Source organism: Halioglobus sp. Uisw_031 (genome assembly GCF_047729875.1).
Lineage (GTDB): Bacteria > Pseudomonadota > Gammaproteobacteria > Pseudomonadales > Halieaceae > Marimicrobium.
On sequence record NZ_CP159826.1, the window covers coordinates 2411478 to 2435215 of the forward strand.

A 23738-nucleotide genomic window follows, 5' to 3' on the forward strand; every position below is an offset into this window, starting at 1 on the left:
CCAGCATAGTCTTTGCTCACACCACACAGAAGCGTCGCTACTGCAATTGCCGCTGCTGAATATCCTGTAGATAGTCGAGCAGGATTTGGTTTACTTCGCTGGAAGCTTCAAGTTGCACCATATGGCCCGCGCCAGCAATCATGCGCACAGCACGCAGATCAGGAAAGATAGCGCGCATAAGACCGATGGGGTCATCTCCGTGGAAGCCTTCCAAATCCACGTCATGCTCACTGCCCAAAAAGTAGGCAGGCACTGTGCTCTGAATGCCCTCGAAAGGCTTTCGCTGCAGCCACTTTAGGTCAAAAGAGCGGTACCAGTTTAGCCCGCCTGTAAAACCGCTGCGGCTGTATTCACTGACAAAGTATTCTAGCTCAATCTCAGACAACCAGGGCCAGGGTAGCGGCGGCGGTTCGGCCATCGCGTCGATATACGAGGTTTCCGGCGGATACTTAAATACGTCAAAGTAATTTCCGGCTGCGCTCAGCGTGTGAAACACCTTGTGCAAAAACCGACGTGGCTGTGCCGCGAGCTCCTGGTCTGCCCGGGGCGGCACTCGAAAATATTCAATGTGCAGAAAATGTTCCTGCCCCATGCGCCGATACTCGGTGAGAGGTGGCTCATCAGGATTGTGCGGCGCGGCAGGATTCTCTAGGCCTATCACCGCAAGCACACGTTCGGGGTGACGCAGCGCAAGGTCGTAAATCGCAAATGCACCGAAGTCTAGACCAGCGAATACAGCACACTCCACGCCAAGGTGATCAAGCAATCCCACTAGATCGCCGGTGATATGATCAATGTCGTAAGAAGAGAGTTCGGAGGGTGCCTCAGTCTGACCCATGCCGCGCATGTCGGGGGCAATCACCCGGTAACCGGCGTCGGACAGCGCGCTAATTTGTCGGTGCCAGCTAAACCACAGGTGAGGAAAGCCATGGCACAAAACCACCGGGATGCCCTCCCCCTGCTCCACATAGTGCATATGGATACCGTTGATGGTGGCATAGTGGTGCTGCCAGTTCATAACACTGATGGCCCCTCATATAAAAGGCCAACAGCGTTGGCCTTCTGTAAGACGGACAGGTGTTTAAAGGTTGTAGCCGCGCTCATCGTGCAGCACCAGATCTAGGCCCTGGTTTTCTTCGTCCTCATCAATACGCAAACCCACCATAGCGTCAACCAACTTGAGGATTATAAACGTCATTACGCCCGTATAAATAAACGTCGCCGCCACGCCGGTCGCCTGCACCCACAGTTGGCCTCCCATGCTACTAATTCCGTCGGAAAACCCATTACCACTGAAAAGCCCGAGCTGCTCTGAGGCGAACACGCCAATCAATAAAGTCCCAAGCATCCCGCCGACTCCGTGCACCGGAAACACATCGAGGCTGTCGTCAATTTTCAGCGCATTCCTCATAAAGTTGGTGGCAAAGTAGCACACCACACCTGCACTAAGCCCAATGACGATTGCCGCAGCGGGACCGACAGAACCGGAGGCAGGTGTAATTGTACCCAGACCAGCCACCATACCGGTAACAATGCCCAGCACCGATGGTTTGCCGTGGCGCACCCACTCCATCGTCATCCATGCCAACGCGCCGCAGGCGGCAGATAAGTGAGTCACCAGCATGGCCATGGCAGCCGTATTGTTGGCACCTAACGCCGAACCGGCGTTAAAACCAAACCAACCGACCCAGAGCATACCAGCGCCAGCGACAGTCATTGCGAGATTGTGTGGCGGCATGGCAACGGTACCAAAGCCTTTGCGCGGCCCCATCATTAATGCCGCCACCAGCGCCGCTACCGCTGCAGTAATATGCACCACGGTGCCGCCGGCAAAGTCCTGTAGTCCCATTGCACCTAACCAGCCACCGCCCCAAACCCAATGACAGACCGGCGAGTATACGAACACTAGCCAGATAGTGCTGAAGATAAGCATCGCCGAAAAGCGCATACGCTCCGCAAAGGCTCCTACAATCAGTGCTGGCGTAATGATAGCGAATGTCATCTGGAAAACAGCAAACAACGTAGTGGGGATGGTCCCGCTCATTGAGTCTATTGTTATCGCACTGAAAAAGATGTTACCGAAATCCCCTATGTAGGGTCCCTGCTCGACCCCCTCGCTGCCAAAGGCAATGGTGTAACCGACGACAAACCATACCACTGACATGAGGCAGGTCAGAGCGAAGCATTGCATCATCACCGACAACACATTTTTTACCCGCACCAGGCCCGCATAAAATAGCGACAACCCGGGAATGGTCATAAACAATACCAAGGCAGTCGAGGTGAGTACCCATGCGGTATCGGCTCCGCTGAACTCATCAGCGCTGGCACCACTGGCGGCAAATAGCCCCGCCATTAATACAGTCGTTATTTGTAGCCTCTTCGCGATTTTCGACATCATCAGAGTGCCTCCTCGCCAGTCTCTCCAGTGCGGATACGAACACTCTGCTCCAGCGGAGTGATGAATATTTTGCCATCACCGATTTTGCCAGTACTTGCCGCTTTACACACAACCTCAATCACTGCATCAACTCGGTCGTCGCTGATTCCAATCTGTATCTTAATCTTAGGCTGAAACTCCACCACGTATTCTGCCCCACGATAAAGTTCAGTATGACCCTTCTGCCGTCCGTAGCCCTTCACCTCTTCCACTGTCATGCCACTGATGCCGAGCTGGTGCAGTGCATCACGAACGTCATCAAGCTTGAATGGCTTGATGATTGCAGTCATCATTTTCATGTTGATTCCTCACCCTTAAGTTACCCCATTAGTCTGCGACTTATTGCCACTGCAGACCATTGAGCGAAATCCGTCGTCAACCGACGATGCGGGGCGCTATCGTGCCACATCGTCATGCAAAGGTTAACCGCTCTAAGAAACAAAAATGAGCAATCACGCGCTTTCGGGCAAGCGCCAAGCGCCGGATCTCGCAATAAGCCCACGCGTGCTAAAACTGATATTTAAGCGTGCAACAACGCGATTTGCATGGTATCAATACGCGCTTTATAGACTTTAGGGACGGGGTTTCATCTATGAATAACAAAAAAATGCGCTATCTGCTTTGCGGGTTCGCACTCTCTGCTTCCGTTGTGATGGCACAGGATGGCACTCCCTCGCCCGATTCTAGTTCTGCAGCCCAATCTCGTCAGGTTATCCTCATTATTGGAGACGGCATGGACGAGCAACAAATTACGATAGCGCGTAACTACCTCAAGGGTGCGGCAGGACAGCTCCAGCTGGACCAGCTACCAGTGCGCTCGTCAATGCAAATACTCACCACCGAAGATCAGCCTGATGGTAAATCCGTGTATGTGGCAGACTCAGCCAATACGGCCACCAGCATGGCAACCGGCGTCATCACTAGCCGAGGGCGCATCAGCACGAGTCCCGGTAGCAATGAAGACCTCACCACCATAGTAGAATTAGCCTCAGCCCATGGCTTACGCACAGGCATTGTCAGCACTGCAAGCATTACCGATGCCACGCCAGCGGCCTTTGCAGCTCACATTAGCCTGCGCCTGTGCGAGAATCCCGACGCGATGGTGGATATCACCTATAGCGGCATACCGGTGGGCGACTGTTCTGATGATCTCAAAGCAAACGGGGGCAAAGGCTCTATAGCCGAGCAACTGGCTGACTCTTCATTAGATGTGATGCTCGGTGGTGGTGCTAAACATTTTTTACCCGATGCCGAGGGCACGACTGAGAGCGTGAACAGCCTGGCACAACATAATGGTTTTCAGGTTGTCACGACGGCCGCCGAGCTAGCAGCAGCATCACCGGACAAACGCTTGCTGGGCCTATTTGCGCCGAGCACGCTACCTGTTCGTTGGCAAGGCGAAAATGGCCGTGCAGCAGAAGAACCCAAACGCAGCTGGCTCAATCATATACACCCCTATTTGGGGAGCGTGACACAACCCGAACCCATGAGTTGTGAACCCAACCCGGCGTTTGCTGCAGTGCCCGATTTACAACAAATGACAGAGGCCGCCCTGAGTCACTTGAGCCACAACAACGATGCCGGGTTCTTTTTAATGGTCGAATCTGCCTCTATTGACAAGCAGTCGCATGAACGCAAGCCCTGTGGCTCAATCGGCGAAGTGCAGCAGCTGGAAGAAGCCTTGAGCAGCGCTTTGGCTTTTGCAGAGACCCATCCACGGACATTAATACTGGTGACCGCAGATCATTCACAAGCAGCGCAGCTGATTCCTTACGTCAGTCTATTTGATGCCTTTCCCATCCCAACCTCCACGCCGGGCATGATAGCCCGAGTGATGACGCCCGAAGGGAGCCATATGTCAATAAACTATGCGACGAGCAACTTCATGATGGAGGAGCACACAGGCGCATCGGTACCCCTTTTTAGTAATAGTGAAGGGTTAGACTTAGTAGGGCCATTTGTGCAACAACCACAGATTTTTGAGATTGTCCGCGACTACCTGGGGCTCTGAGACGGGCAGCAGTCAGTGTTATAAGTTCACCCAGCTGTTCAGAGCACGCAATCGGAACTGTGTGCCCTGATAGCTTAGCACTATTGAATCAGGAAGAATTTCCTCAATCTTGACGCCATTCACCGGATTCCCACCGACTTTTAGAGTTTTGCTATTCATGACTACCGTCGAGATGGACGTATTATTTGAATAGTCGTGGCGCTGATAATATAGCGTAGGAATATCGTCTTTGACTTGCTGAGACAGAGCGGATAGCAAAGGCACTGGATGCTCGTCAAGGGTCGCATCCTTCATCTCCTCACGAGCAGACTGTAACACCCTCGCTATATCGATAGGCTCTTCATTACCGGAGTCTGCGTATAGGTCCAATGCGGCGGATGACGTTCGCTGTTGGGCCGGCGCATCGTCTATCACATTACGATTCTGATAGAGCTGCGCCACTGCGGGATTTTCCGCCACTGGAGGCGAAATCGGCGTTGTTGTCTCTATCGCAACCGACGCAGTATCCGGTTCAAGGCTATCCACAGCAAGCGCTACCGCCACTGGCTCCACTGGCTCCAGTGCGTCCTGTACCTGGCTCTCCACCACGGGTTGAACCAGCTGTTCTTCATCTGCGGCGTCCTCTTTAACCTCAGCAGAATTGGACTCACCCGCAGTGGTGATATTTTTCGACACCTGCTCAGCAGGTGCGCCAACTTCAATATCAGACACGGGAGTCGCGAATAATCGCCCTATCACAAGCCAGCCAATGATCACCACTGCCACGGAGAACGCCACCCAAGGTAGGAACTGCCGCTTGCGTGATGCCATTTTGTCAAAAGTATGATGCGTTGCCAGATTGGGCACCGAATCTTTATCTTGGCGGGAGCGGTTCAACGCATCAAGAATCAGCGACACGGATACGCTCCTATATCCATCACCAGCGAAACATCTACAGTCATTGGTTTGACCCATTTCCTGCCGCGGCCTGCAGTTGCTCTCTGGCCTGCGCTGCAGTCACATCAATTGCTAGCTGTTCATTCAGCTTAAGCAGTGTTTGCACGCCTGCGACACCGTCATCTACCAGCGCATTTTGCTGCTGAAATAGGCGCACCCGCTGCTCCAGCGCTCTATTAAAACGCCGGCCCGTCAAAGGGGTCGGTTGCCCATCTAAGCGAGCGAAAAGCTGTGCCACTAGTGCGACCACAGCGCTGTTATCTCCCAGCACAAGAGACTTCTCAAACCCTACCGGTGGGTGCCATAAAAGGCGGTAGCGCCCGGTCCAATAGGGTGCTAGTTCCGCCAAAGGTACCGACACGACAGCGTCCTCCACCAGCACCCAGGCCATTGGCTCATTCATGCCTAGCAACAACACCTCGGCCGAAAATCGCTGCGGCGTGATCATCTCCAGTAACAGGGGACTATTAAAAACGTTCAATTCATCCCAAGTCCAGACTTCTCCCTCGAGACAGGCCAAACCCGTTTGCGCTGCGCTCATGCAAACCTCGTCGGGCGCTGGCTCAACAGAGTAAAGCGCCCACAGCTCTGCCATAGCGACACTAGGGGCTTGCATCGCATTGATCGCGTTTAATGCGTCTGGCGCCGCCGGTGCATCCAATGACGTATCAGGTAAAAGCTCTGCCTCTGATGTGACGAGAGCGTCCGCTATAGGATCCTCCTCGGATAATTCAATCGCGTCAGGCTCTAGCTGCACATCCATCCACGATGGCGCCAATATTGCGGCGCCCCCCGTGTATTTGCCCAGTAGCCAACCCACTGTCCAAATGGCCAGCAGCAACACCACAGCCATTCCCAGCCATCGCCACAACGGCGTGACGACAGTCTCATCGCCCAAGACCTCCTGCATCGCTAATCTCAACATGGCATGATTCACGCTGGATTCGTTGCGCCCATAGGCGCCCAGTAGCATGCGATCACACAAGACATTGATCACCCGAGGAATTCCCCCTGAAGCCTTGTAAATACTGCGCACGATAGAGGGCGCAAAGATCACCCGTCCCGGGATCATCCCGGCCACCTGCAACCGATGCTGGATGTACGCACCCGTCTCATCGAGATTCAGTGGCCCCAAATTGTAACGCGCGGTGATGCGCTGATTTAACTGCCGCAGCTCCGGTCGCGCCAACATCTGGGCCAGCTCAGGTTGGCCGATCAGAATAATCTGCAACAGTTTTTCACTATTGGTTTCGAGGTTTGTCAGTAGCCTGATCTGTTCAAGCACATCAAAATCGAGATGCTGTGCCTCATCAATTAACAATACCGTCTTACGCCCTCTGGCGTGATTTTCGAGCAAAAAGCGCTGAAGATTATCAGTCAACGTTTTCAGTGTGTGTTTGTCATGATCGTATTCAATACGCAGTTCATCACAGGCACTGGCCAATAACTCGATGGCATTGAGAGCGGGATTCAGAATAATGGCGATGTCTGTGTCCTGAGGCAATTGCTCCAGTACGCAGCGGTTTATTGTGGTCTTGCCCGTGCCCACCTCACCCGTCAGCAGAATAAAGCCACCGCCCGCACCCACCCCATAGAGCAGATGCGCCAATGCATCCCTGTGGCGGGCGCTCATAAACAGATAGCGGGGATTAACCGCTATGGAGAATGGCGCTTCAGTCAGCCCAAAATATTGATAATACATTCAGTCGGAACCAGTAAACCCAAGCGTTTTATCTTCTGGTATTATGCCCAAGCGCTGCTATCAATGCTATGTTGGGTGTGAGAATGAGCCAGACCCAGCAGCGGGCTGTCCTGAGATCAAATACTTCGTCGCTTTTCGATACAGGGACGGGTCACGGCGGCCAGAAGAGGGCTAATCACGCTTTATTTTGAGCCAGTAAGCCAGTATTCAGAGCAAAAGACTTGTTGGGACTACCTCAGCAACAACGAACTTTCATTACAGATGGCTGTCTATAAGATCGCGTCAATGACCCCAAGGACACACTACAATGCGCTGTAAAAACATGCTCCTCATCGTTCTATTCGCCCTGACCTCTCCGGTTATGGCAGATTCAGCCACAGCCATTTTTGCGGGCGGTTGTTTCTGGTGCATGGAAGCCGACTACGAAAAGCAGGCAGGCGTCACGGGCGTTGTCTCTGGTTTTACCGGTGGCACGCTGCCCAACCCTACTTACTCTGGAAACCATCAGGGTCACTTTGAAGCTGTTGAGGTCACCTATGATCCAGCCATCGTTGATTACGCCGAACTGTTAGACGTATTTTGGAAAAATGTTGACCCGTTCGACAATCAGGGCCAATTTTGCGACAAGGGCCCCAGTTATCGAAGCGCTATTTTTCCAGGCAGCGAGTCAGAGAAAGTCCTCGCAGAGCAATCAAAAGCGAAGGTCGCTGCACGTTTCAGTGGGCAGACTGTCTACACCGAAATCAGGGATCGAGGGCAGTTTTGGCCGGTGGAGGAGTACCATCAGGATTACTATTTGAAAAATCCCGTGCGCTACAAGTACTACCGTTGGAACTGCGGACGAGACCAAAGACTAGAACAGCTATGGGGAGCAGAAGACTGACCACAAGCCAGGCTGGAAGCAGCGGAGCTGCCTAATCAGAGCGCGCAGCAAAGGCTTCAGAGACATCCCACACGCGGTGGAAACTAACTGCCTTCGGTGCCGGCTATTAAGGCAATGGCCTCGTCACACCATGCCATAAACTGTTGACCATGCCCAAGTCCACGCGCCAGCGCCAAGTATACGCCTTTACTGCGAGTTGGCAGGGACTCCGGATCACTATAATATCGCACGCGAATTTTCTCGTAGACATACAACATACGCATCATTTCCTGCCTGCGATCGCCAATCTCCGTCGCCAAATGTACCGCGTTTTCAGCACTAAGATTGTACAACTTGATCACCAGCTCATCCTTGGCTGATTGTGTTTTGGTTACGCCGTACACCCACTCAGCCAGGGCGTCCCGCCCGGCCTTAGTAATGCCATAGACAATTTTATTGGGCTTACCACTTTGTTGTACTTCCCGTTTATTCAGCCAAGCCTTATCAGCAAGCTTGTGCAGTTCTTGATAAATTTGTTGATGTGATGCATGCCAGAAAAAGCCGAGTGAGGCTTCGAAATCCTTGGCCAACTCAATACCCGAAAGATCGTCGTCGATCAGAGCCGTCATTATTGCGTGTGCAAGCGCCATGCGTTCAACTCCTGTACCGCTGTTTTTATTGTCGTAACTGCTACAGGCATTATGCAAAGTCTGCCAGCCACTTCTTGCGTCAACAGAAGTTTAGCATGAATCCACACCGAAGCCATCTCAACTTGACGGGTAGGCTGCACAACTCAGAAGGTAAAAACCCTCTTTATTCACCCTACCGTTGAGCCACTCTTGTGTTCAGTTAACAAGGGCTGCGACATGGGCTGCGGCCGAATCACCCAATGCTTGCAGGTCATAGCCTCCCTCTAACGTAGAGACAATTCGACCTTTTGAGTGGGTCTCAGCAAGACAGACTATCATTTCGGTTATCCAACGATAGTCGTCTTCGATGAGTTGTATTTCTGCAAGGGGGTCCTCTCGGTGAGCATCGAAGCCAGCAGATATAAAGATGAGATCCGGTTTATGCGCCTCTATTGGCCGTAGCCACGTCGACTCTATCAGCGACCTATATTGACCACCGGATGTGCCCGCTGCTAGTGGCGTATTGATGATATGTTGATTTTCGTAGTCGAGAAAACGGTGCGGATAAAAATCTTCTTGAAAGCTACTACAGACCATGACTCTTGGATCATCTTTAAAGATATCAACAGTGCCGTTGCAGTGATGCACATCGAAATCTAAGATCGCCACACGCTTCACAGATGGGTCCTGTAATGCGACTGACGCGCCGATAGCAACATTGTTAAACAGGCAAAAGCCAAAAGCGGCTGCGATCTCTGCATGGTGACCTGGGGGTCTTATAGCGCAGAAGGCGCGATTGCTCTCGCCGGCTAGCACTCTCGATGTTGCCTCCGCTACAGCGCCAGCGCTAAGTCTTGCCGCTCGACTACTACCAGGATTCATATAGGTGTCGGCTTCGAATTTGGCCACGCCTTCAAGGGGTTCAGAGGATAGGACGTCGTCGATGTAGCGGCGAGGATGCACCTGCTCAATCAGATCTAGGCTAATCTCGCTAGCGAGCCCTTGATTCATTTCACTTGTTAAACCACGCTCACGCAGCGTTGCTAAAACAGCTCTAAGCCTATCCGGTCGTTCGGGGTGGCGAGGCATTTCATGAATAAGGCAATCAGGGTGAGTGAGTAAAATCGGTGTCATATAACGCTTCGCTTAGTGCTCGTTGCAAGTCTCGTGTGCGCCAATCCAACACCACTTCGAAGCGGTCTGTCAACGGTGCAGTCGAGTCACAGGGCATGTCTGATGCGTATAACACCGTGCGCTCACTGTCGCTCACAGAAAGCATCGATAACCGCCCGTCCTCGTCACCCATCTACCCAAACTCACTGACTAACAGGCCACTTTTATCAGGAATTAGCGCTAAATCTTCTGGTGATTGAAAACCGCAAATGGGCGTCAAACCCTAGTGTGGTTGGCAAAGATCGACAGACTCAGAGTGATCAGAATGACATCCCGTTAAAGCTGTCCAAATTAATGCTGTACTTAACGTTGCTAATGCGCGCATCGTGCGCTTTATTTCGCTCGCCCCAATCAACGTGCAAATGCACCCTACGAAACAATTCTATGTTTTTTTCGTCGGGCTAAACTAATTAAGCCAATTAAACCTGAGCCGAAAAGCCATGCTGCTGCAGGAACTGGCACCACAGTTACGCTCGTGGTGGCAGCAGCTGTAACTTCATTCGCACCGTTATAGTTAAAAGCAGTGCGAAGCGCGTAGTTGGTATCACCACTTAAGTCTGCTAACAAAAATAAGCTCGGTTGATCACCGCGGCTCTCTGCAGAAGCAATTGAAACGCCGACGGGGTTCGAAACACCCTCAAATAGTTCAATTCTGAAACCTCCCGCCTGAAAGAAACCCGCACTCGAAGGCTCTAGGGCAAATTTGATTTTCGCATCGTCAACATCTGACACCACTGAAAAGGTGTAAAAATCATCGTAAGCGCGAAGAGAGAGCGTGCTGCGCGTATCCGCAACTGATCCCGGCACATAGCCGAGGTCAAGTATGAACGCAGCATGAGCAGACAGCGGCGCGACCAAGAAAAAAACTGCGCAGATTACGTTCTTCATGACATTCTTTCCAAATTTATCGTATTCGCCAATGGGTCATACATAGCGCGTTAATTAAACCCATGTCGAATTGGCTCTTCGTCTAACTTACCACTCACGCTTGGCACTGAAACCGAAATGTAGATTTAACATTTTTTGTCTATTCTTAGCTAGTATAACTGTATACAGCGATTTATAGCCAGTTGCTAAAAGACAGTCGCCTCGCTTTAATTAAGCAGGTTCGTTATCAGAACCAAGTAGCATTGCGCGCAGCTATTCGCCACCAGTATTTGCCTTGCTCAATCTATGAAGTTTAAGGGGGATATAAAAAGGTCGGGGTAGACCCCGGCCAAGCGATTCTGCTAGGAGTCTGTTAGTCAACAAGGTGGTAGGTCAGTAGTTTTGGGCCTCCATCCGGAATGCCCAATTATTTGCTTATCATTACAAGATTAAATTGAAAGATACACAACAAAATCGCAGCACTATTAACTTCAAAGCTGGGGGATAATTTTGGAGAATTTCTCAATCATGGGCATAACAATTTCCGGCTTGCCCCAATTCTCCATACCCACACCGATATTACAGCGATCGACGCCCATATCTCTGTACGACTTTAGAAGGTCGGCGGTCACCGGCGCCATCACCACTAGCGTGATTTCAACGCTATCGGGGTTACGACCATTGCCCTGCACATTTTGACGAAACGCCTTAATATCCTGCTCAATATCCTGCATCGCCACATCTACTGGCATCCAGCCATCCGCCCACTCGGCCGCATGCTTTATTCCCAGTGGGCCCATTGCGCCAAAAATAACCGGTGGCCCGCCTGGACGTGTTGCCTTGGGGTCAAACCACACCGGATCAAAGTTGATCAACTTGCCGTGAAACTCAGGCTCCGCATCGGTCAGCAATGCGCGCTGCGCGAGCACCGTTTCCTTTAATCCAAGATAGCGACGACCGAACGGCAAGCTGGTTGTATTCTCAAACTCCTCTTTATTCCAGCCCACACCGCACCCGATAATCATTCGGCCATTAGACAACCTGTCCAGCGTGGCAATCGTTTTTGTCTGGGAAAACAGCTCTCTCTCCATCAGCAGCGCGATGCCGGTACCCAACTTAAGACGGGTGGTGGCTGAGGCCGCGGCCATCAGTGAGACGTAAGGGTCCATCATGTTTTTATAAGGGTCAGGCATTTCACCGCCGGGTGGATACGGCGTCAACCGAGAAACGGGAATGTGGCTGTGTTCGCCATACCACAACGACTCGAACCCAGCCTCTTCCAAGGTTTTTGCCAATATATGAGGAGCGGGGTCGTCCGCCGTGTTCATTGAACTGAATCCTAAATGCATGCGCTTTACCTCGCTTAGTTTTTTACAATTTTATCGACAGAACGGCGCAGACGGACAGCTGCGGCCAGCTCCTGCAACAGTGGCAGGGTGTCATCCCAGCTCATGCAGGGATCAGTAATACTTTGTCCAAACGTCAATGGCTCACCCTCGACCACATCTTGACGGCCTTCCACCAGATTACTCTCTAGCATTAGCCCAAAAATACTCCGATTACCGCGACCCACCTGGGTGGCAATATCCCGGGTGACATCGATTTGACGCGCAGGGATCTTACGGCTGTTCGCATGACTGGCGTCAATCATAATCAGCGCAGGTAGGCCCGCTTTGGTCAGCATCGCCTCTGCATCTTGCACCGAAAACATATCGTAATTGGGATGCTTGCCTCCGCGCAGAATAATATGACAGTCCTCATTCCCCGTGGTTTCAAATATTGCAGAATGACCCTGCTTGGTGACCGATAAAAAATGATGCGGCTGAGACGCGGACCGTATGGCATCTACTGCCACCTGAATGTCCCCATCTGTGGCATTTTTAAAACCCACAGGGCAGGATAAGCCAGACGTCAGTTCGCGATGCGTTTGACTTTCGGTGGTGCGCGCACCGATAGCGCCCCAAGACACGAGATCCGCAGAGTACTGCGGGCTGATTAAATCAAGATATTCAGTGCCAGACGGCAAACCCATATCTGCCAAGTCCGACAGCAACTTCCGGGCTAGATGCAAACCCTTATTAATGTCGAAACTGTTATTCAGATCAGGATCATTAATCAGTCCCTTCCATCCCACGGTGGTACGGGGCTTCTCAAAATAGACTCGCATGACAATAAATAAGTCTTCGGTCAACTCCTCGGCGGCGCGGCGCAGCAACGCGGCATATTCCAAGGCGGCTTCGGGGTCATGTATTGAACAGGGACCAACAATCACCAGCAGTCGATCATCTTCATCGTTAAGAATACGATGAATCGTTTGGCGGGCCTGAGCGACTGTCAGCCCCCCGTGCTCGCTCACGCCGATATCCTTCACCAGTTGTTCCGGAGATATCAGTTCAGTGATGTGCTGGATGCGAAGGTCGTCGGTTGTGGCCGTCATGCGTTATTCCATTTTGTTGTCATTGCTTGATAAACCCCACGCTCTATGGGGGGGGGTAATATAGCACAGCCACACAACAGAATAAGCGCGATCTGGTACAACATCTAAGCTGTAAAGGCTCAAATGATGCCTGCTGACAACACGCCCAATCACTGCAAACAACTGCTGCGAACAGATAACCTTAACGGAACGTCTTGCGACTATACCCGCTAGGCGCCTTCTTTTTTAGCGCGCACGGATACTGCAGGTCAACTCGCAATCACCGGCACCTCTGCGAGCAGCGATTTCGCTTGCAGGCGCCACAAGTCGTCGAGCATGCAGCCGACTGTATTGGGCTCAACTAAATGGGCCCCGTACCACGTATGCAAACAGCGTATACGCGTAAAGTCTCCGATTCCTCCTACACCCTTATTCACAAGTGCCTCACTAAAACCAAGCGCTTCCAACCGCTGCCGAATGTCCGGACGCAGGTACGAGTCACGCAGTGCAATATACGCCTCATGATCATCACGCATGCTGCGTTGCAGGTTAGCGTTCAGATCAACACGTTGTTGAAATTGTTTGATTAATCCCCCAGCCTCCAATTGGTCGATGCGATAACATAACGCAGGATCTACCAGCCAAAATAATGTTGGAAATGGCTTATCCTCAACAAGGGACGCAACTCGAATAACCACAGGCTCTCCAGCCGGTCCTGTCACGGCGACATCTTCCAGCCCACGAGGTGCCCTGCCGAGCAGAACGGCGACCTGATTCACTATGTCAGGAGTAATTGTCATGCGCTGATACTATTTTTCGGGGTGGCCGCTCAGTTTACGCAAAGCCAGCGACTTTGGCACTAACAAGCTTTTTAAGGACCAAATCCACCCGATAGATGTCATTAGAATGGGATGCAATTAGGTTCCACCGGCATTGACACGGCGTGTTCTTCACTCTACAGTCGGCGCAATTGTTAGGTGCTCACCGCGATTTCTTCTTCGCTGGGTGGGTTAAATGGGAAGTGTGGGACGGCTATTGCCGAGTCCACCGCTGCCCCCGCAACGGTAGACAGTCATCGACTGTCAGCCCGATACCTGCCTAGCAACGCGCAACGCGCAACGATGAAGCGGAGGGCTTTGTACTTGGTTGCTCAATGCTTGCATTGTGTTTCCGATTTCCCTCGTTTGATCGTTAATTATATTACGTCACCCGAGGGTTACCTTTGAATAAGTTATCGCTTTTTATTGCCGCCGCTGCGGGTTGCACCTCTTTCTTAGCCACTGCGCAAAGCTCTCCGCCTCAAGACAAGCTAGAAGAAATGGTCATCACCTCTTCGCGTGTCGAGATGCCTCTACGCGAAGTCGGCACCTCGATATCCGTCATCACCCAAGACGAAATTTCCCAAATGGGATTTAACTCGCTTTACGAGATACTGCGCACCCAGACGGGTGTAGCCGTCAGTAATGCAGGCGGCCCAGGTGGGGCCAGCTCCATGAGGATTCGCGGAGAAGAGGGCTTTCGCACTCTAATACTGCTTGATGGCATCGACATCTCTGACACCTCATCTCCGCAGACAGGGCCACGTGTAGAGCAATTACTGAGTTCTGGCGTGCAGCGAGTGGAAATCCTGCGAGGGCCGCAAGGTTTAATGTATGGCGCCGACGCCGGCGGTGTGGTCAATGTTTCAACGATCGCACCCAGCGAAGGCTTCGGCGGTGAACTCAGTGCAGAAGGCGGGCGCTATGGGACGCAGCAATTCGCCGGCAATATTGGCGGGGGGAATGACGATGTGGATTTCACTCTATCCGCTGCAGACTTCCAAACGGATGGTTTTAACGCGCGCTCTGATGACACTCAACTGAGCGACCGCGACGGTTACAAAAATACTACGATGAACGGGCGTTTTGGCTGGAACGCCAGTGATAACTTGCGTATCGGGCTATCACTGTACGATGTCGACTCAAAAAATGACTACGATAATTGCTTCGACACAGTCACTTTTGAACGCACCGACCTGTGCAAGGATACTTATGAACAACAGGCATGGCGGGTTCAGGGTGACTACGTGGTCGGCCGTTTTAATCACGAGTTGTTCTATAGCAACAGTGATACGGAGCGAGATTTTTATGCGGATGGTATTTCGTTCTTCAAGCCCAAGGGTGGCCTAGAACGTGGCGGCTATCTTGGCACTTTTACGGGCGGGGATGCGCTGAGGCTCGTCTACGGTGTTGACTTAGAATCTGAATCCATGGACGACGGCACCACTGACACCAGCCGTAATCAAGAAGGGTACTATTTAGAGTACCAGGGCGGATTCAATGACAGTCTCTATGTGACGACTGGTGTGCGCTACGACGATAATGAAGATTTCGGCACCCACACCTCTTATCGCGTGAGCGGCGCTTATCTTATTCCTTTATCCAAAGGTGAGCTAAAACTTAAAGGGACCTATGGCACTGGCTTTCGCGCCCCCAGCTTATATGAAATTGCATACAATACTGGCGATTTTGCCTCTCCACCGGCCCAGGGCACTGAACTTGCCGAAGAGAAGAGCAAGGGCTTCGATGTGGGATTATCTTGGTCAACTGAGACAGGCATCTACCTAGAAGCAGTCTATTTTGACCAGACTATTAGCGATGAGATTTATTTCGACCCCATCGACTTCTCTGGTTATCTGCAAAGCAATGGTGACTCAAAGTCAACCGGCGTAGAACTTGTCGCTCAAGCAACCCTTTGGGATACTCTGTCAATCGTTAGCAACTACACGTTTAACGACACCGAAAGCAACGATAACCTCAACCGGATATTTCGTCCCAAGCAGCTAGGCAATTTGGGCCTGACGTGGCAGGGAGTAGACGATAGGCTGGCGTTGGGACTTTTTGTCCGCATGGCACGCGACGCGAAAGGTATCGATGGTGAAGACCTCGATAACTATGAAGTCGTCGATTTGACTGCCAGCTTCCAGTTAATCGAGACACTGGAGATTTATGGCCGCATCGAAAATCTCCTGGATGAAGACTATCAAGAGGTTCCGACCTATAATACCAGCAAGGTCGCCGGCTACGCCGGCCTAAGATATTCTTTCTAAAGGATCTGTCATGAGTGACGAACGCAAGAACGCAAAGCACAAAGCGGCCATGGAAAAACAAAAGGCCAGTATCGATGCTAGCATCGACGCCGCTGACACAGAGCGAGGTGTAGCCGTCCTTCTTACTGGCGATGGCAAAGGTAAGTCGAGCTCCGCGTTTGGCATGGTAATGCGAGCCCTCGGTTATGGCTACACCGTGGGCGTTGTGCAGTTCATCAAGGGCGTGCAACTGTCAGGCGAGGAAATCTACCTGAAGGAGCAGTGTCCGCAGGTGAGCTTCTATCAAATGGGTACGGGGTTCACTTGGGACACGCAGGACCGTAGTGGCGACATTATCGCGGCGATTCGCACTTGGGCAGTGGCCAAAGAGATGCTAGCTGATAGCCGCTACGATCTTGTTATACTGGATGAGCTCACCTACATGATCGCCTACGATTACCTCCCTGCAGACGAAATCATCCACGCGATTAACGAACGTCCGTTCACGCAAAGCGTGGTCGTCACCGGACGCGGGGGCGGCTCAGCCTTGCAGGCAGCCATGGATACCGTGTCTGAAGTCCGAGAAGTAAAGCACGCGTTTAAGGCGGGCATTATGGCCCGCAAAGGCGTTGATTATTAGCGCTAGCCTTTACTCACAGAGGCAACAACGCGCGCGATTACTGATCGCTATTCTTGCGGCCATATTACCCTGCGCTATGGCATTGGCATTGGCAAGTGGCGCAGTCAGTCTTTCCTTCCTAGATGTCGGCCAAGGTCTCTTCGATACAGTATTGGGAGAAGCCGCCAACCAGAACGCCCTCATTGTGGGGCAGATACGCTTGCCCCGGGTCCTGCTCGCAGCGGTTATGGGTGCCACGCTGGCCATCAGCGGCGCCGCTATGCAAGGGCTATTTCGTAATCCACTCGCAGACCCCTCGCTGATTGGCGTAACGGCCGGCGCCTCACTGGGCGCCGCCCTGATCATCGTTACCGGAGGTAGCCTGCTGCAAGGGTATATTGGACTGTCACTCGTATCGGCTGGGGCCTTTGTGGGAGGCGTGATTGCCGTGCTCTTCGTCTACCGATTAGCAACATCAGCCAACGGGACGTCAGTGGCGACTATGTTATTGGCGGGTATCGCGATCACCGCCCTGTCTGGATCGATTGGCAGCCTGCTGGAATTTTTTGCCGACAACAACATGCTAAGGCGGATTAGCCTGTGGAAGATGGGAGGACTGGACGGAGCGAACTACCCTCGTTTGATACTGGCCTCGGTAGTGGGTGGCGCATTGTTAGTGGCACTACCGCGCTACGCGGGGGCGCTGAACGCGCTGTTGTTGGGCGAGTCAGAAGCCCGCCATCTAGGCATCAAGGTCGACCGCATCAAGCTTGCACTGATTATCTGGGTGGCAGTCGGTGTCGGCACCTCAGTTGCCCTTGTGGGCACCATCGCTTTCGTGGGCCTAGTCGTGCCGCATATAGTGCGCATGTTAGCCGGACCTGATCATCGCTATCTGATGCCAGCATCCGCTTTGGCAGGCGCGCTGTTGCTGGTCGTGGCGGATGCTCTCGCTCGGGTTGTGGTGGCACCCACCGAACTACCCGTGGGTGTTATCACCACCATCGTTGGCGTCCCATTTTTTATATCCCTGTTGCGTAACCGCCACCATTACGGGATGCAGTAGTGAACAACTGCAAACACCCCTACTGGTTTAGTCTGTGAATACGCTACAACTCAAAGGCGTCTGCGCTGCACCCTGGGGGCAAGCACTGCTCAAGGATATCGCTTTCACCCTGCAGCCTGGCACTGTGTTGGGGCTTGCGGGACCGAACGGCGCAGGTAAGTCCAGTCTGCTGCAACTGATCGCGGGCGACATCCAACCCAGCACTGGACAATTGACCTTCTGTGATCGGTCCCTGACTGAATGGCCACCACAGGAGCGCGCACAACGGCTGGCTTTTCTTCCACAGATGTCTCTCCTCAGCTTTCCGTATACCGTCGAAGAAGTCGTGAGGCTGGGGCGCATACCGCATAGCAGTGGCTACCAAGGCGACAGCGATATCGTCGAACAGGCACTGGACCTCACAGACACTGCATCCCTGCGCCACAGGCTCTACACGCAACTTTCCGGTGGTGAAAAACAACGCACACAGCTGGCGCGGATATTTGCCCAAGTCTTAGGCCAAGAGTCGCTGAGTGGCAGCCTTCTGTTGCTGGATGAGCCTACCTCTGCACTAGATCTGGCTCATCAGCAGCTGGTACTTATGGCGACGCATCAACTCGCCATGCGGGGCTGCGCGCTGGTAGTGGTGATACACGACTTAAACCTTATGGCCAGCATTGCGGACCAGATACTGGTGCTAGACAACGGATGTCAGGTAGCCTATGGAAGCCCGGAACAGGTTTTCACCACAACACTGTTTAAAGAAGTCTTTGGGGTGGACGTTACTGTTGGGCATCATCCGCAAGAGGGCTACCCTATGATCACACCTCTGCGCCCGGCCTTGCGATGAAACTGTGGCTTGCACTGCTTTTCCTCTACGTTATCGCGGTTCCTGCGCAAGCGATTACCGTGCAAGATTTCTCAGGCCGCGAGGTAACGCTGGATCAACCCGCTAAACGCATTGTGGCACTGGCACCGCATATCGTCGAAAACCTCTACAGCGCCGGTGCCGGCGACAAATTAGTGGGCGTTGTCAGCTACAGCGATTTTCCGGATGAGGCCAAAAATGTTCCTGAAGTGGGGACCTACAACGCATTCAGTCTAGAGCAGGTTCTGGCTCTGAATCCTGACCTGGTTGTTATGTGGGGCTCGGGTAATGGTATGCAAACGCTGTCAACGTTTGAGGCACTGGGCATCCCAGTCTATGTCAGTGAACTACGTCAACTCTCGGATGTGCCAAAGAGCATCCGCAACCTCAGCCAGTTAGCGGGAACGCCAGCCATCGGTGAAGCCGAAGCCAGCCGCATCGAGACAGAACTCAACGCTTTACACCGCCGCTATGGGGAGAAACGATCGTTAAGCGTGCTGTATCAGATTTGGAACGACCCACTGCAAACTGTGAATGGCGAGCACCTGATTAGCGAGATTATCGCCCTGTGTGGTGGTCACAACGTGTTCGGTGATGCCAGCTCACTCGCCCCGAGAGTCAGCATCGAATCTGTCCTGTTACGTGACCCCGATGCTATCGTTGCCAGCGGTATGGGGGAAGCGCGGCCGGAATGGCTGGATCAGTGGCGAGCCTATCCTTCTCTCACCGCTGTAGCAGACGAAGCCTTGTTTTTTGTCAACCCCGACCACCTGCAGCGACCCTCTGCCCGCATCGTGCTGGGGGCCCGAAGCTTGTGCCAACAATTGGATCAGATCCGTTGACTCCGGCTTCGATGCTAGACCGCCTCAATACTATACCGCCCCAAATTTATGCTATCCAATCATCGTCTTGCCTTTGCTAGCTGCACTGCCTTTGCTAAGATCGACCCTGATGTAATGTTTAATCTCCCTCCAGAAAGGATAAGGCAATGAAACCAGAAACTATCGCTCTTCACGCTGGCTATGCGGGCGACCCCACAACGAATGCTGCGACCACGCCCATTTACCAAACAACATCGTTTACCTTTAACGACAGTCAGCACGGTGCTGACCTGTTCAACCTAGCGGTGCCGGGAAACATCTACAGCCGCATTATGAATCCCACGAATGCGGTACTTGAACAGCGTTTAGCTGAACTGGAAGGCGGCGTTGGTGCTCTTGCTGTAGCGTCAGGCATGGCGGCAATCCGCTATTCCATTGAGGCGATCGCCGAGGTCGGCAGCAATATCGTCAGCACCTCACAGCTTTATGGGGGCACCTACAATCTGTTTGCCCATACTTTTCCGAGACAAGGTATTGAAACCCGGTTTGCCAAGGCGGATGATTTTGACAGAGTAGCCTCTCTAATCGACGAAAATACCAAGGCGCTATTTTGCGAATCCATAGGCAATCCGGCGGGTAATATTGTCGACATTCAGCGCTGGGCTGATATCGCTCACGCTGCAGGCGTCCCGTTGATTGTAGACAACACTGTGGCGACACCAATACTGTGTCGAGTATTCGACTACGGTGCCGATATCTCAGTACATTCATTGACCAAATATATCGGTGGCCACGGCACTACGATCGGCGGTGCCATCGTCGATTCAGGCAAATTCGACTGGGCTGCGCATAATGATCGCTTCCCCATAATGAATAACCCCGACCCGTCTTATCACGGTGTTGTCTACACCGAAGCCATGGGAGAGGCAGCCTATATTGGTCGCTGTAGAGTCGTTCCGTTGCGCAATACCGGTGCTGCTCTGTCGCCGCAGAGCGCCTTTCAGATCATGCAGGGCCTGGAGACTCTGAGTCTGCGTATGGAACGGCACTGTGAGAATGCCGAAAAGGTCGCAAAACAGTTACAGCAGCACCCGCAGGTGAGCTGGGTAAATTATGCCGGCCTTGCCGATAGCCCCTATCGCGAAAACAGTAAGACATTTTGCAACGGTAAAGCGGCCGGCATCCTCAGTTTTGGTATCGACGGCGGAATGGCTGCAGGAACGCGCTTTATCGACGCACTGCAGTTAATTTTACGCTTGGTAAACATTGGTGATGCGAAGTCTCTAGCCTGTCATCCGGCCAGCACGACCCACCGACAGCTCAATGCCGAGGAACTGGCATCTGCCGGTGTCAGCGACGACATGGTCAGGCTATCTATTGGTATCGAGCATATCGACGACATTATGGCGGATATCGATCAGGCGTTGCTAGCCGCTAAAGCGTAAAGAGGTCACCCCCCGCTATACGGTTCGCTTCAATAGTGTCGGGATATCCGACAGCGATGTGGCCTCCGCTGGGCGATCAGGATCGCACAGCGCTGGCCCTAGCTGCGGCCTAACTTCCTCTGGTCGTAGAGGATCGCCACATTCACTGCATGTGAGGGTGGGACTGGTCTTGTGGCCACAACTCTGGTGTACGTATTCCAAAGGTGCCCCCTCGCCCCTGTCCATCCACTCGTCACCCCAGCGAGACAGGCTCATGAGCACAGAATATAGGCCCAGACCTTTACGCGTCAGGCGATACTCATAGCGCAGCGGACGATCGTGGTAGGGGACTTTCACCAGAACGCCCTGCTCCACCAGTTTGCCAAGCCTCTCTGAGAGGCGATGGCGAGTAATGCCCAAATTACTCTGAAATTGATCGAATCGGCGTGTACCCAGAAACGCATCGCGTAAAATCAACATGGTCCAGCGCTCGCCCACTACGGACAACGCCCGTGCCACGGAACAAACCTGTTTATCAATATCATCCCAACGCATAAGTCTCTCCCTCCCAGTGTCGTCGACACAAGGCTTACAACTGAAAGGTACCATATTCGTTCGACAGAGGAACCCTCGAATAGCGGGCAAAAAAAAGCGGGGATAAACCCCGCCCAAAAATGCTCGCGCTAAAACGCTAAGCTCGCGTCATTACCCGCTAAAACTGATTCATTGTGTTGTCTTTACCACCCGCCTTCAGGGCCGCTTCGCCCGCAAAGTACTCTTTGTGGTCGTCGCCCAGATCAGAGCCCGCCATGTTCTGGTGCCTGACACAGGCAATACCTTGACGAATTTCTTTACGCTGAACGCCCTTAACGTAGCCCAGCATACCTTGCTCACCAAAGTATTCTTTGGCCAGGTTATCGGTCGACAGTGCCGCGGTATGGTAAGTAGGCAATGTGATCAGGTGATGGAAGATACCCGCTTCACGCGCAGAATCTGACTGGAACGTACGAATCTTCTCGTCTGCCTCAGCGGCCAACTCAGTCTCATCATAATCGACGCTCATCAGTGCATCGCGCTGATAGGCTGAAACATCTTTCCCTGCTTCGCTCCATGCGTCAAAAATTTGCTGACGGAAGTTCAGTGTCCAGTTGAATGACGGTGAGTTGTTATAGACTAGCTTGGCGTTGGGAATCACTTCTCGAATACGCTTAACCATGCCGCCGATCTGACCGATATGCGGCTTCTCAGTTTCAATCCACAACAGGTCGGCACCGTGTTGCAAGGAGGTGATGCTGTCTAAGACGCAGCGGTCTTCACCGGTACCGGGGCGGAACTGGTACAGGTTGGATGGCAGACGCTTAGGACGCATCAGCTTGTCATGGTGCTTGATAATCACGTCGCCATGGCTCATTGCTGAGATGTCTAGCTCTTCCATATCGAGGAAGCTGTTGTACTGATCACCGAGATCACCTGGGGTCTGAGTCACCGCGATCTGCTTGGTAAGGCCAGCACCGAGCGAGTCAGTACGGGCGACGATCACACCGTCGTCAATGCCTAGTTCGAGAAAGGCGTAACGCACCGCGCGAATCTTGGCTAAAAAGTCTTCATGGGGGACTGTGACTTTACCGTCTTGGTGGCCACACTGCTTTTCGTCGGACACCTGGTTCTCGATCTGGATGGCACAAGCGCCCGCCTCGATCATTTGCCGCGCCAACAGGTAGGTTGCTTCGGCATTACCAAAACCGGCGTCGATATCCGCGATGATAGGCACAACGTGCGTCTGAAAATTGTCGATCTTCTTCTGCGCAGCCTGCTCTGCAGCCTGATCTCCGGCTGCACGTGCCGCATCCAGCGTGCGAAACAGTCCACCGAGCTCTCGAGCATCGGCCTGCCGTAAAAAGGTATATAACTCTTCAATCAACGCGGACACTGAGGTCTTCTCGTGCATGGACTGATCAGGAAGCGGTCCAAACTCGGATCGCAGTGCGGCAATCATCCAGCCAGACAGGTACAGATAGCGCTTACTGGTATCGTCGAAGTGTTTCTTGATGGCAATCAGTTTCTGCTGCCCAATAAAGCCATGCCAGCAACCCAAAGACTGAGTGTATTGACTACTGTCGGCATCGTACTCGTTCATATCCTGACGCATAATCGAGGCGGTGTACTTGGCAATGTCCAGCCCGGTTTTAAAGCGGTTCTGCAGACGCATACGCGCAGCTGATTCAGAGTTGATATGATCCCAAGCACTGCCGTTCTTTTCACGCAGTTGATCCAATTCAGCGATATCAGTTTGAAATGTAGACATGGTAGTCCCTCTGTACACTAGCGTGTGATTTTTCAATGGGTCTGGCAGGGTGACGCACAGCGCACTGCCCGACCAGCTAACAGGCGCGTAGTGTAAAGACTGGCGTCTCATAATTGAAATTTATGGTAAAGATTTTTACTATTCACAGGGTGAATTATCGTGACTGGACATGCCTGTCCCACGGCCTGAGGATTCAGCTGCCGTCAGACAAAAAGACAGATCTTAGCGCGGCTGACCGTCTACCCAGGCCTGAAAATTCTGATCCCTAAACGATGCCCCGCGACCCTGCTCCACACACTGCACAACACGAACGGCATTCTCCCTATTACCCAAAAGCGTTGTTGCAGTGAGCCCCACCACACCTTCTTCAGCGTCTTTCAATGAAAAGGTCTGCAGGCCCACTAAACCGGTTGACCCAGAGTCGGTCACGACCTGGCAGTCAAATACCTTATTCGGCCACGCCCTCTCAGCCAACACTTCAGCGGTGGTGAGCACGGAGAGAATGACCAGCAGTATCGTTTTCACGTCTAACATTGGGTGTACCTCTGCGTAT

Annotated in this window: 22 protein-coding genes and 1 riboswitch; of the genes, 8 read left to right on the forward strand and 14 right to left on the reverse strand. The window is 52.6% G+C overall.

The window, feature by feature from the left end:
• Positions 1 to 37: 37 nt before the first annotated feature.
• From ABXT62_RS10920 to ABXT62_RS10930, 3 genes are all read right to left on the reverse strand, one after another.
• Positions 38 to 1018, reverse strand: a complete 981-nt coding sequence (locus tag ABXT62_RS10920; protein WP_415355320.1) for an alpha/beta fold hydrolase — start codon at positions 1016 to 1018, stop codon at positions 38 to 40.
• 63 nt (positions 1019 to 1081) lie between these two features.
• Positions 1082 to 2356: an ammonium transporter gene (locus ABXT62_RS10925; RefSeq protein ID WP_415358200.1), complete on the reverse strand. Its 1275-nt coding sequence runs from the start codon at positions 2354 to 2356 to the stop codon at positions 1082 to 1084.
• Positions 2357 to 2400: 44 nt separating this feature from the next.
• Positions 2401 to 2739, reverse strand: coding sequence for a P-II family nitrogen regulator (locus tag ABXT62_RS10930; RefSeq protein WP_415355321.1), 339 nt, complete (start codon positions 2737 to 2739; stop codon positions 2401 to 2403).
• 293 nt (positions 2740 to 3032) lie between these two features.
• Here ABXT62_RS10930 and ABXT62_RS10935 point away from each other — a divergent pair, with 293 nt between their 5' ends.
• The gene (locus ABXT62_RS10935; protein ID WP_415355322.1) at positions 3033 to 4451 is read left to right on the forward strand and encodes an alkaline phosphatase; all 1419 of its coding nucleotides are present in this window, start codon (positions 3033 to 3035) and stop codon (positions 4449 to 4451) included.
• 18 nt (positions 4452 to 4469) lie between these two features.
• Here ABXT62_RS10935 and ABXT62_RS10940 read toward each other — a convergent pair whose 3' ends face one another.
• On the reverse strand, positions 4470 to 5348 hold the full coding sequence (locus tag ABXT62_RS10940) for a general secretion pathway protein GspB (protein ID WP_415355323.1): 879 nt from the start codon (positions 5346 to 5348) through the stop codon (positions 4470 to 4472).
• Positions 5349 to 5388: 40 nt separating this feature from the next.
• The gene (locus tag ABXT62_RS10945; RefSeq protein ID WP_415355324.1) at positions 5389 to 7089 is read right to left on the reverse strand and encodes an AAA family ATPase; all 1701 of its coding nucleotides are present in this window, start codon (positions 7087 to 7089) and stop codon (positions 5389 to 5391) included.
• 307 nt (positions 7090 to 7396) lie between these two features.
• On the opposite strand from ABXT62_RS10945, the gene msrA reads away from it, so the two are divergent.
• Positions 7397 to 7972, forward strand: a complete 576-nt coding sequence (msrA, locus tag ABXT62_RS10950) for a peptide-methionine (S)-S-oxide reductase MsrA (protein WP_415355325.1) — start codon at positions 7397 to 7399, stop codon at positions 7970 to 7972.
• Between the two features lie 83 nt (positions 7973 to 8055).
• Here the strand turns inward: msrA and ABXT62_RS10955 are convergent, their stop codons facing one another.
• The 6 genes from ABXT62_RS10955 to ABXT62_RS10980 all read right to left on the reverse strand — a co-directional run bounded on the left by ABXT62_RS10955 (position 8056) and on the right by ABXT62_RS10980 (position 13836).
• Positions 8056 to 8601: a PadR family transcriptional regulator gene (locus ABXT62_RS10955; protein WP_415355326.1), complete on the reverse strand. Its 546-nt coding sequence runs from the start codon at positions 8599 to 8601 to the stop codon at positions 8056 to 8058.
• 195 nt (positions 8602 to 8796) lie between these two features.
• Positions 8797 to 9714 (reverse strand): histone deacetylase family protein, encoded by a 918-nt coding sequence (locus ABXT62_RS10960; protein WP_415355327.1) that lies wholly within the window; start codon positions 9712 to 9714, stop codon positions 8797 to 8799.
• Between the two features lie 408 nt (positions 9715 to 10122).
• Positions 10123 to 10641: a VPLPA-CTERM sorting domain-containing protein gene (locus tag ABXT62_RS10965; protein ID WP_415355328.1), complete on the reverse strand. Its 519-nt coding sequence runs from the start codon at positions 10639 to 10641 to the stop codon at positions 10123 to 10125.
• 470 nt (positions 10642 to 11111) lie between these two features.
• Positions 11112 to 11948: a TIGR03619 family F420-dependent LLM class oxidoreductase gene (locus tag ABXT62_RS10970; RefSeq protein ID WP_415355329.1), complete on the reverse strand. Its 837-nt coding sequence runs from the start codon at positions 11946 to 11948 to the stop codon at positions 11112 to 11114.
• A gap of 35 nt (positions 11949 to 11983) precedes the next feature.
• The gene (locus ABXT62_RS10975; RefSeq protein ID WP_415355330.1) at positions 11984 to 13057 is read right to left on the reverse strand and encodes a 3-deoxy-7-phosphoheptulonate synthase; all 1074 of its coding nucleotides are present in this window, start codon (positions 13055 to 13057) and stop codon (positions 11984 to 11986) included.
• A gap of 248 nt (positions 13058 to 13305) precedes the next feature.
• Positions 13306 to 13836, reverse strand: coding sequence for a DUF501 domain-containing protein (locus ABXT62_RS10980; RefSeq protein ID WP_415355331.1), 531 nt, complete (start codon positions 13834 to 13836; stop codon positions 13306 to 13308).
• Positions 13837 to 14006: 170 nt separating this feature from the next.
• Positions 14007 to 14153: riboswitch (cobalamin riboswitch) on the forward strand.
• 105 nt (positions 14154 to 14258) lie between these two features.
• Between ABXT62_RS10980 and ABXT62_RS10985 the strand changes: the two genes are divergently transcribed.
• The 6 genes from ABXT62_RS10985 to ABXT62_RS11010 all read left to right on the forward strand — a co-directional run bounded on the left by ABXT62_RS10985 (position 14259) and on the right by ABXT62_RS11010 (position 20901).
• On the forward strand, positions 14259 to 16124 hold the full coding sequence (locus tag ABXT62_RS10985) for a TonB-dependent receptor plug domain-containing protein (protein ID WP_415355332.1): 1866 nt from the start codon (positions 14259 to 14261) through the stop codon (positions 16122 to 16124).
• A gap of 10 nt (positions 16125 to 16134) precedes the next feature.
• A complete protein-coding gene (gene cobO, locus ABXT62_RS10990; RefSeq protein ID WP_415355333.1) occupies positions 16135 to 16743 on the forward strand; it encodes a cob(I)yrinic acid a,c-diamide adenosyltransferase in 609 nt (202 codons plus the stop codon).
• Positions 16736 to 17788: a FecCD family ABC transporter permease gene (locus tag ABXT62_RS10995; protein WP_415358201.1), complete on the forward strand. Its 1053-nt coding sequence runs from the start codon at positions 16736 to 16738 to the stop codon at positions 17786 to 17788. Before cobO ends, ABXT62_RS10995 begins: the two co-directional genes overlap by 8 nt.
• Positions 17789 to 17822: 34 nt before the next feature.
• Positions 17823 to 18617 (forward strand): heme ABC transporter ATP-binding protein, encoded by a 795-nt coding sequence (locus tag ABXT62_RS11000; protein ID WP_415355334.1) that lies wholly within the window; start codon positions 17823 to 17825, stop codon positions 18615 to 18617.
• Positions 18614 to 19477 (forward strand): cobalamin-binding protein, encoded by an 864-nt coding sequence (locus tag ABXT62_RS11005; protein WP_415355335.1) that lies wholly within the window; start codon positions 18614 to 18616, stop codon positions 19475 to 19477. The genes ABXT62_RS11000 and ABXT62_RS11005 overlap by 4 nt, the downstream gene beginning before the upstream one ends.
• A gap of 146 nt (positions 19478 to 19623) precedes the next feature.
• Positions 19624 to 20901 carry an O-acetylhomoserine aminocarboxypropyltransferase/cysteine synthase family protein gene (locus ABXT62_RS11010; protein ID WP_415355336.1) on the forward strand — a complete coding sequence of 426 codons (1278 nt, stop codon included), beginning with the start codon at positions 19624 to 19626 and terminating at the stop codon, positions 20899 to 20901.
• 15 nt (positions 20902 to 20916) lie between these two features.
• Here the strand turns inward: ABXT62_RS11010 and ABXT62_RS11015 are convergent, their stop codons facing one another.
• From ABXT62_RS11015 to ABXT62_RS11025, 3 genes are all read right to left on the reverse strand, one after another.
• Entirely contained in the window at positions 20917 to 21435 is a 519-nt protein-coding gene (locus ABXT62_RS11015; RefSeq protein WP_415355337.1) for a winged helix-turn-helix transcriptional regulator, read from the reverse strand.
• Between the two features lie 157 nt (positions 21436 to 21592).
• Positions 21593 to 23185 (reverse strand): isocitrate lyase, encoded by a 1593-nt coding sequence (locus ABXT62_RS11020; RefSeq protein WP_415355338.1) that lies wholly within the window; start codon positions 23183 to 23185, stop codon positions 21593 to 21595.
• A gap of 222 nt (positions 23186 to 23407) precedes the next feature.
• Complete coding sequence (locus tag ABXT62_RS11025) at positions 23408 to 23719, reverse strand: hypothetical protein (protein WP_415355339.1); 312 nt, start codon at positions 23717 to 23719, stop codon at positions 23408 to 23410.
• Positions 23720 to 23738 lie beyond the last annotated feature (19 nt).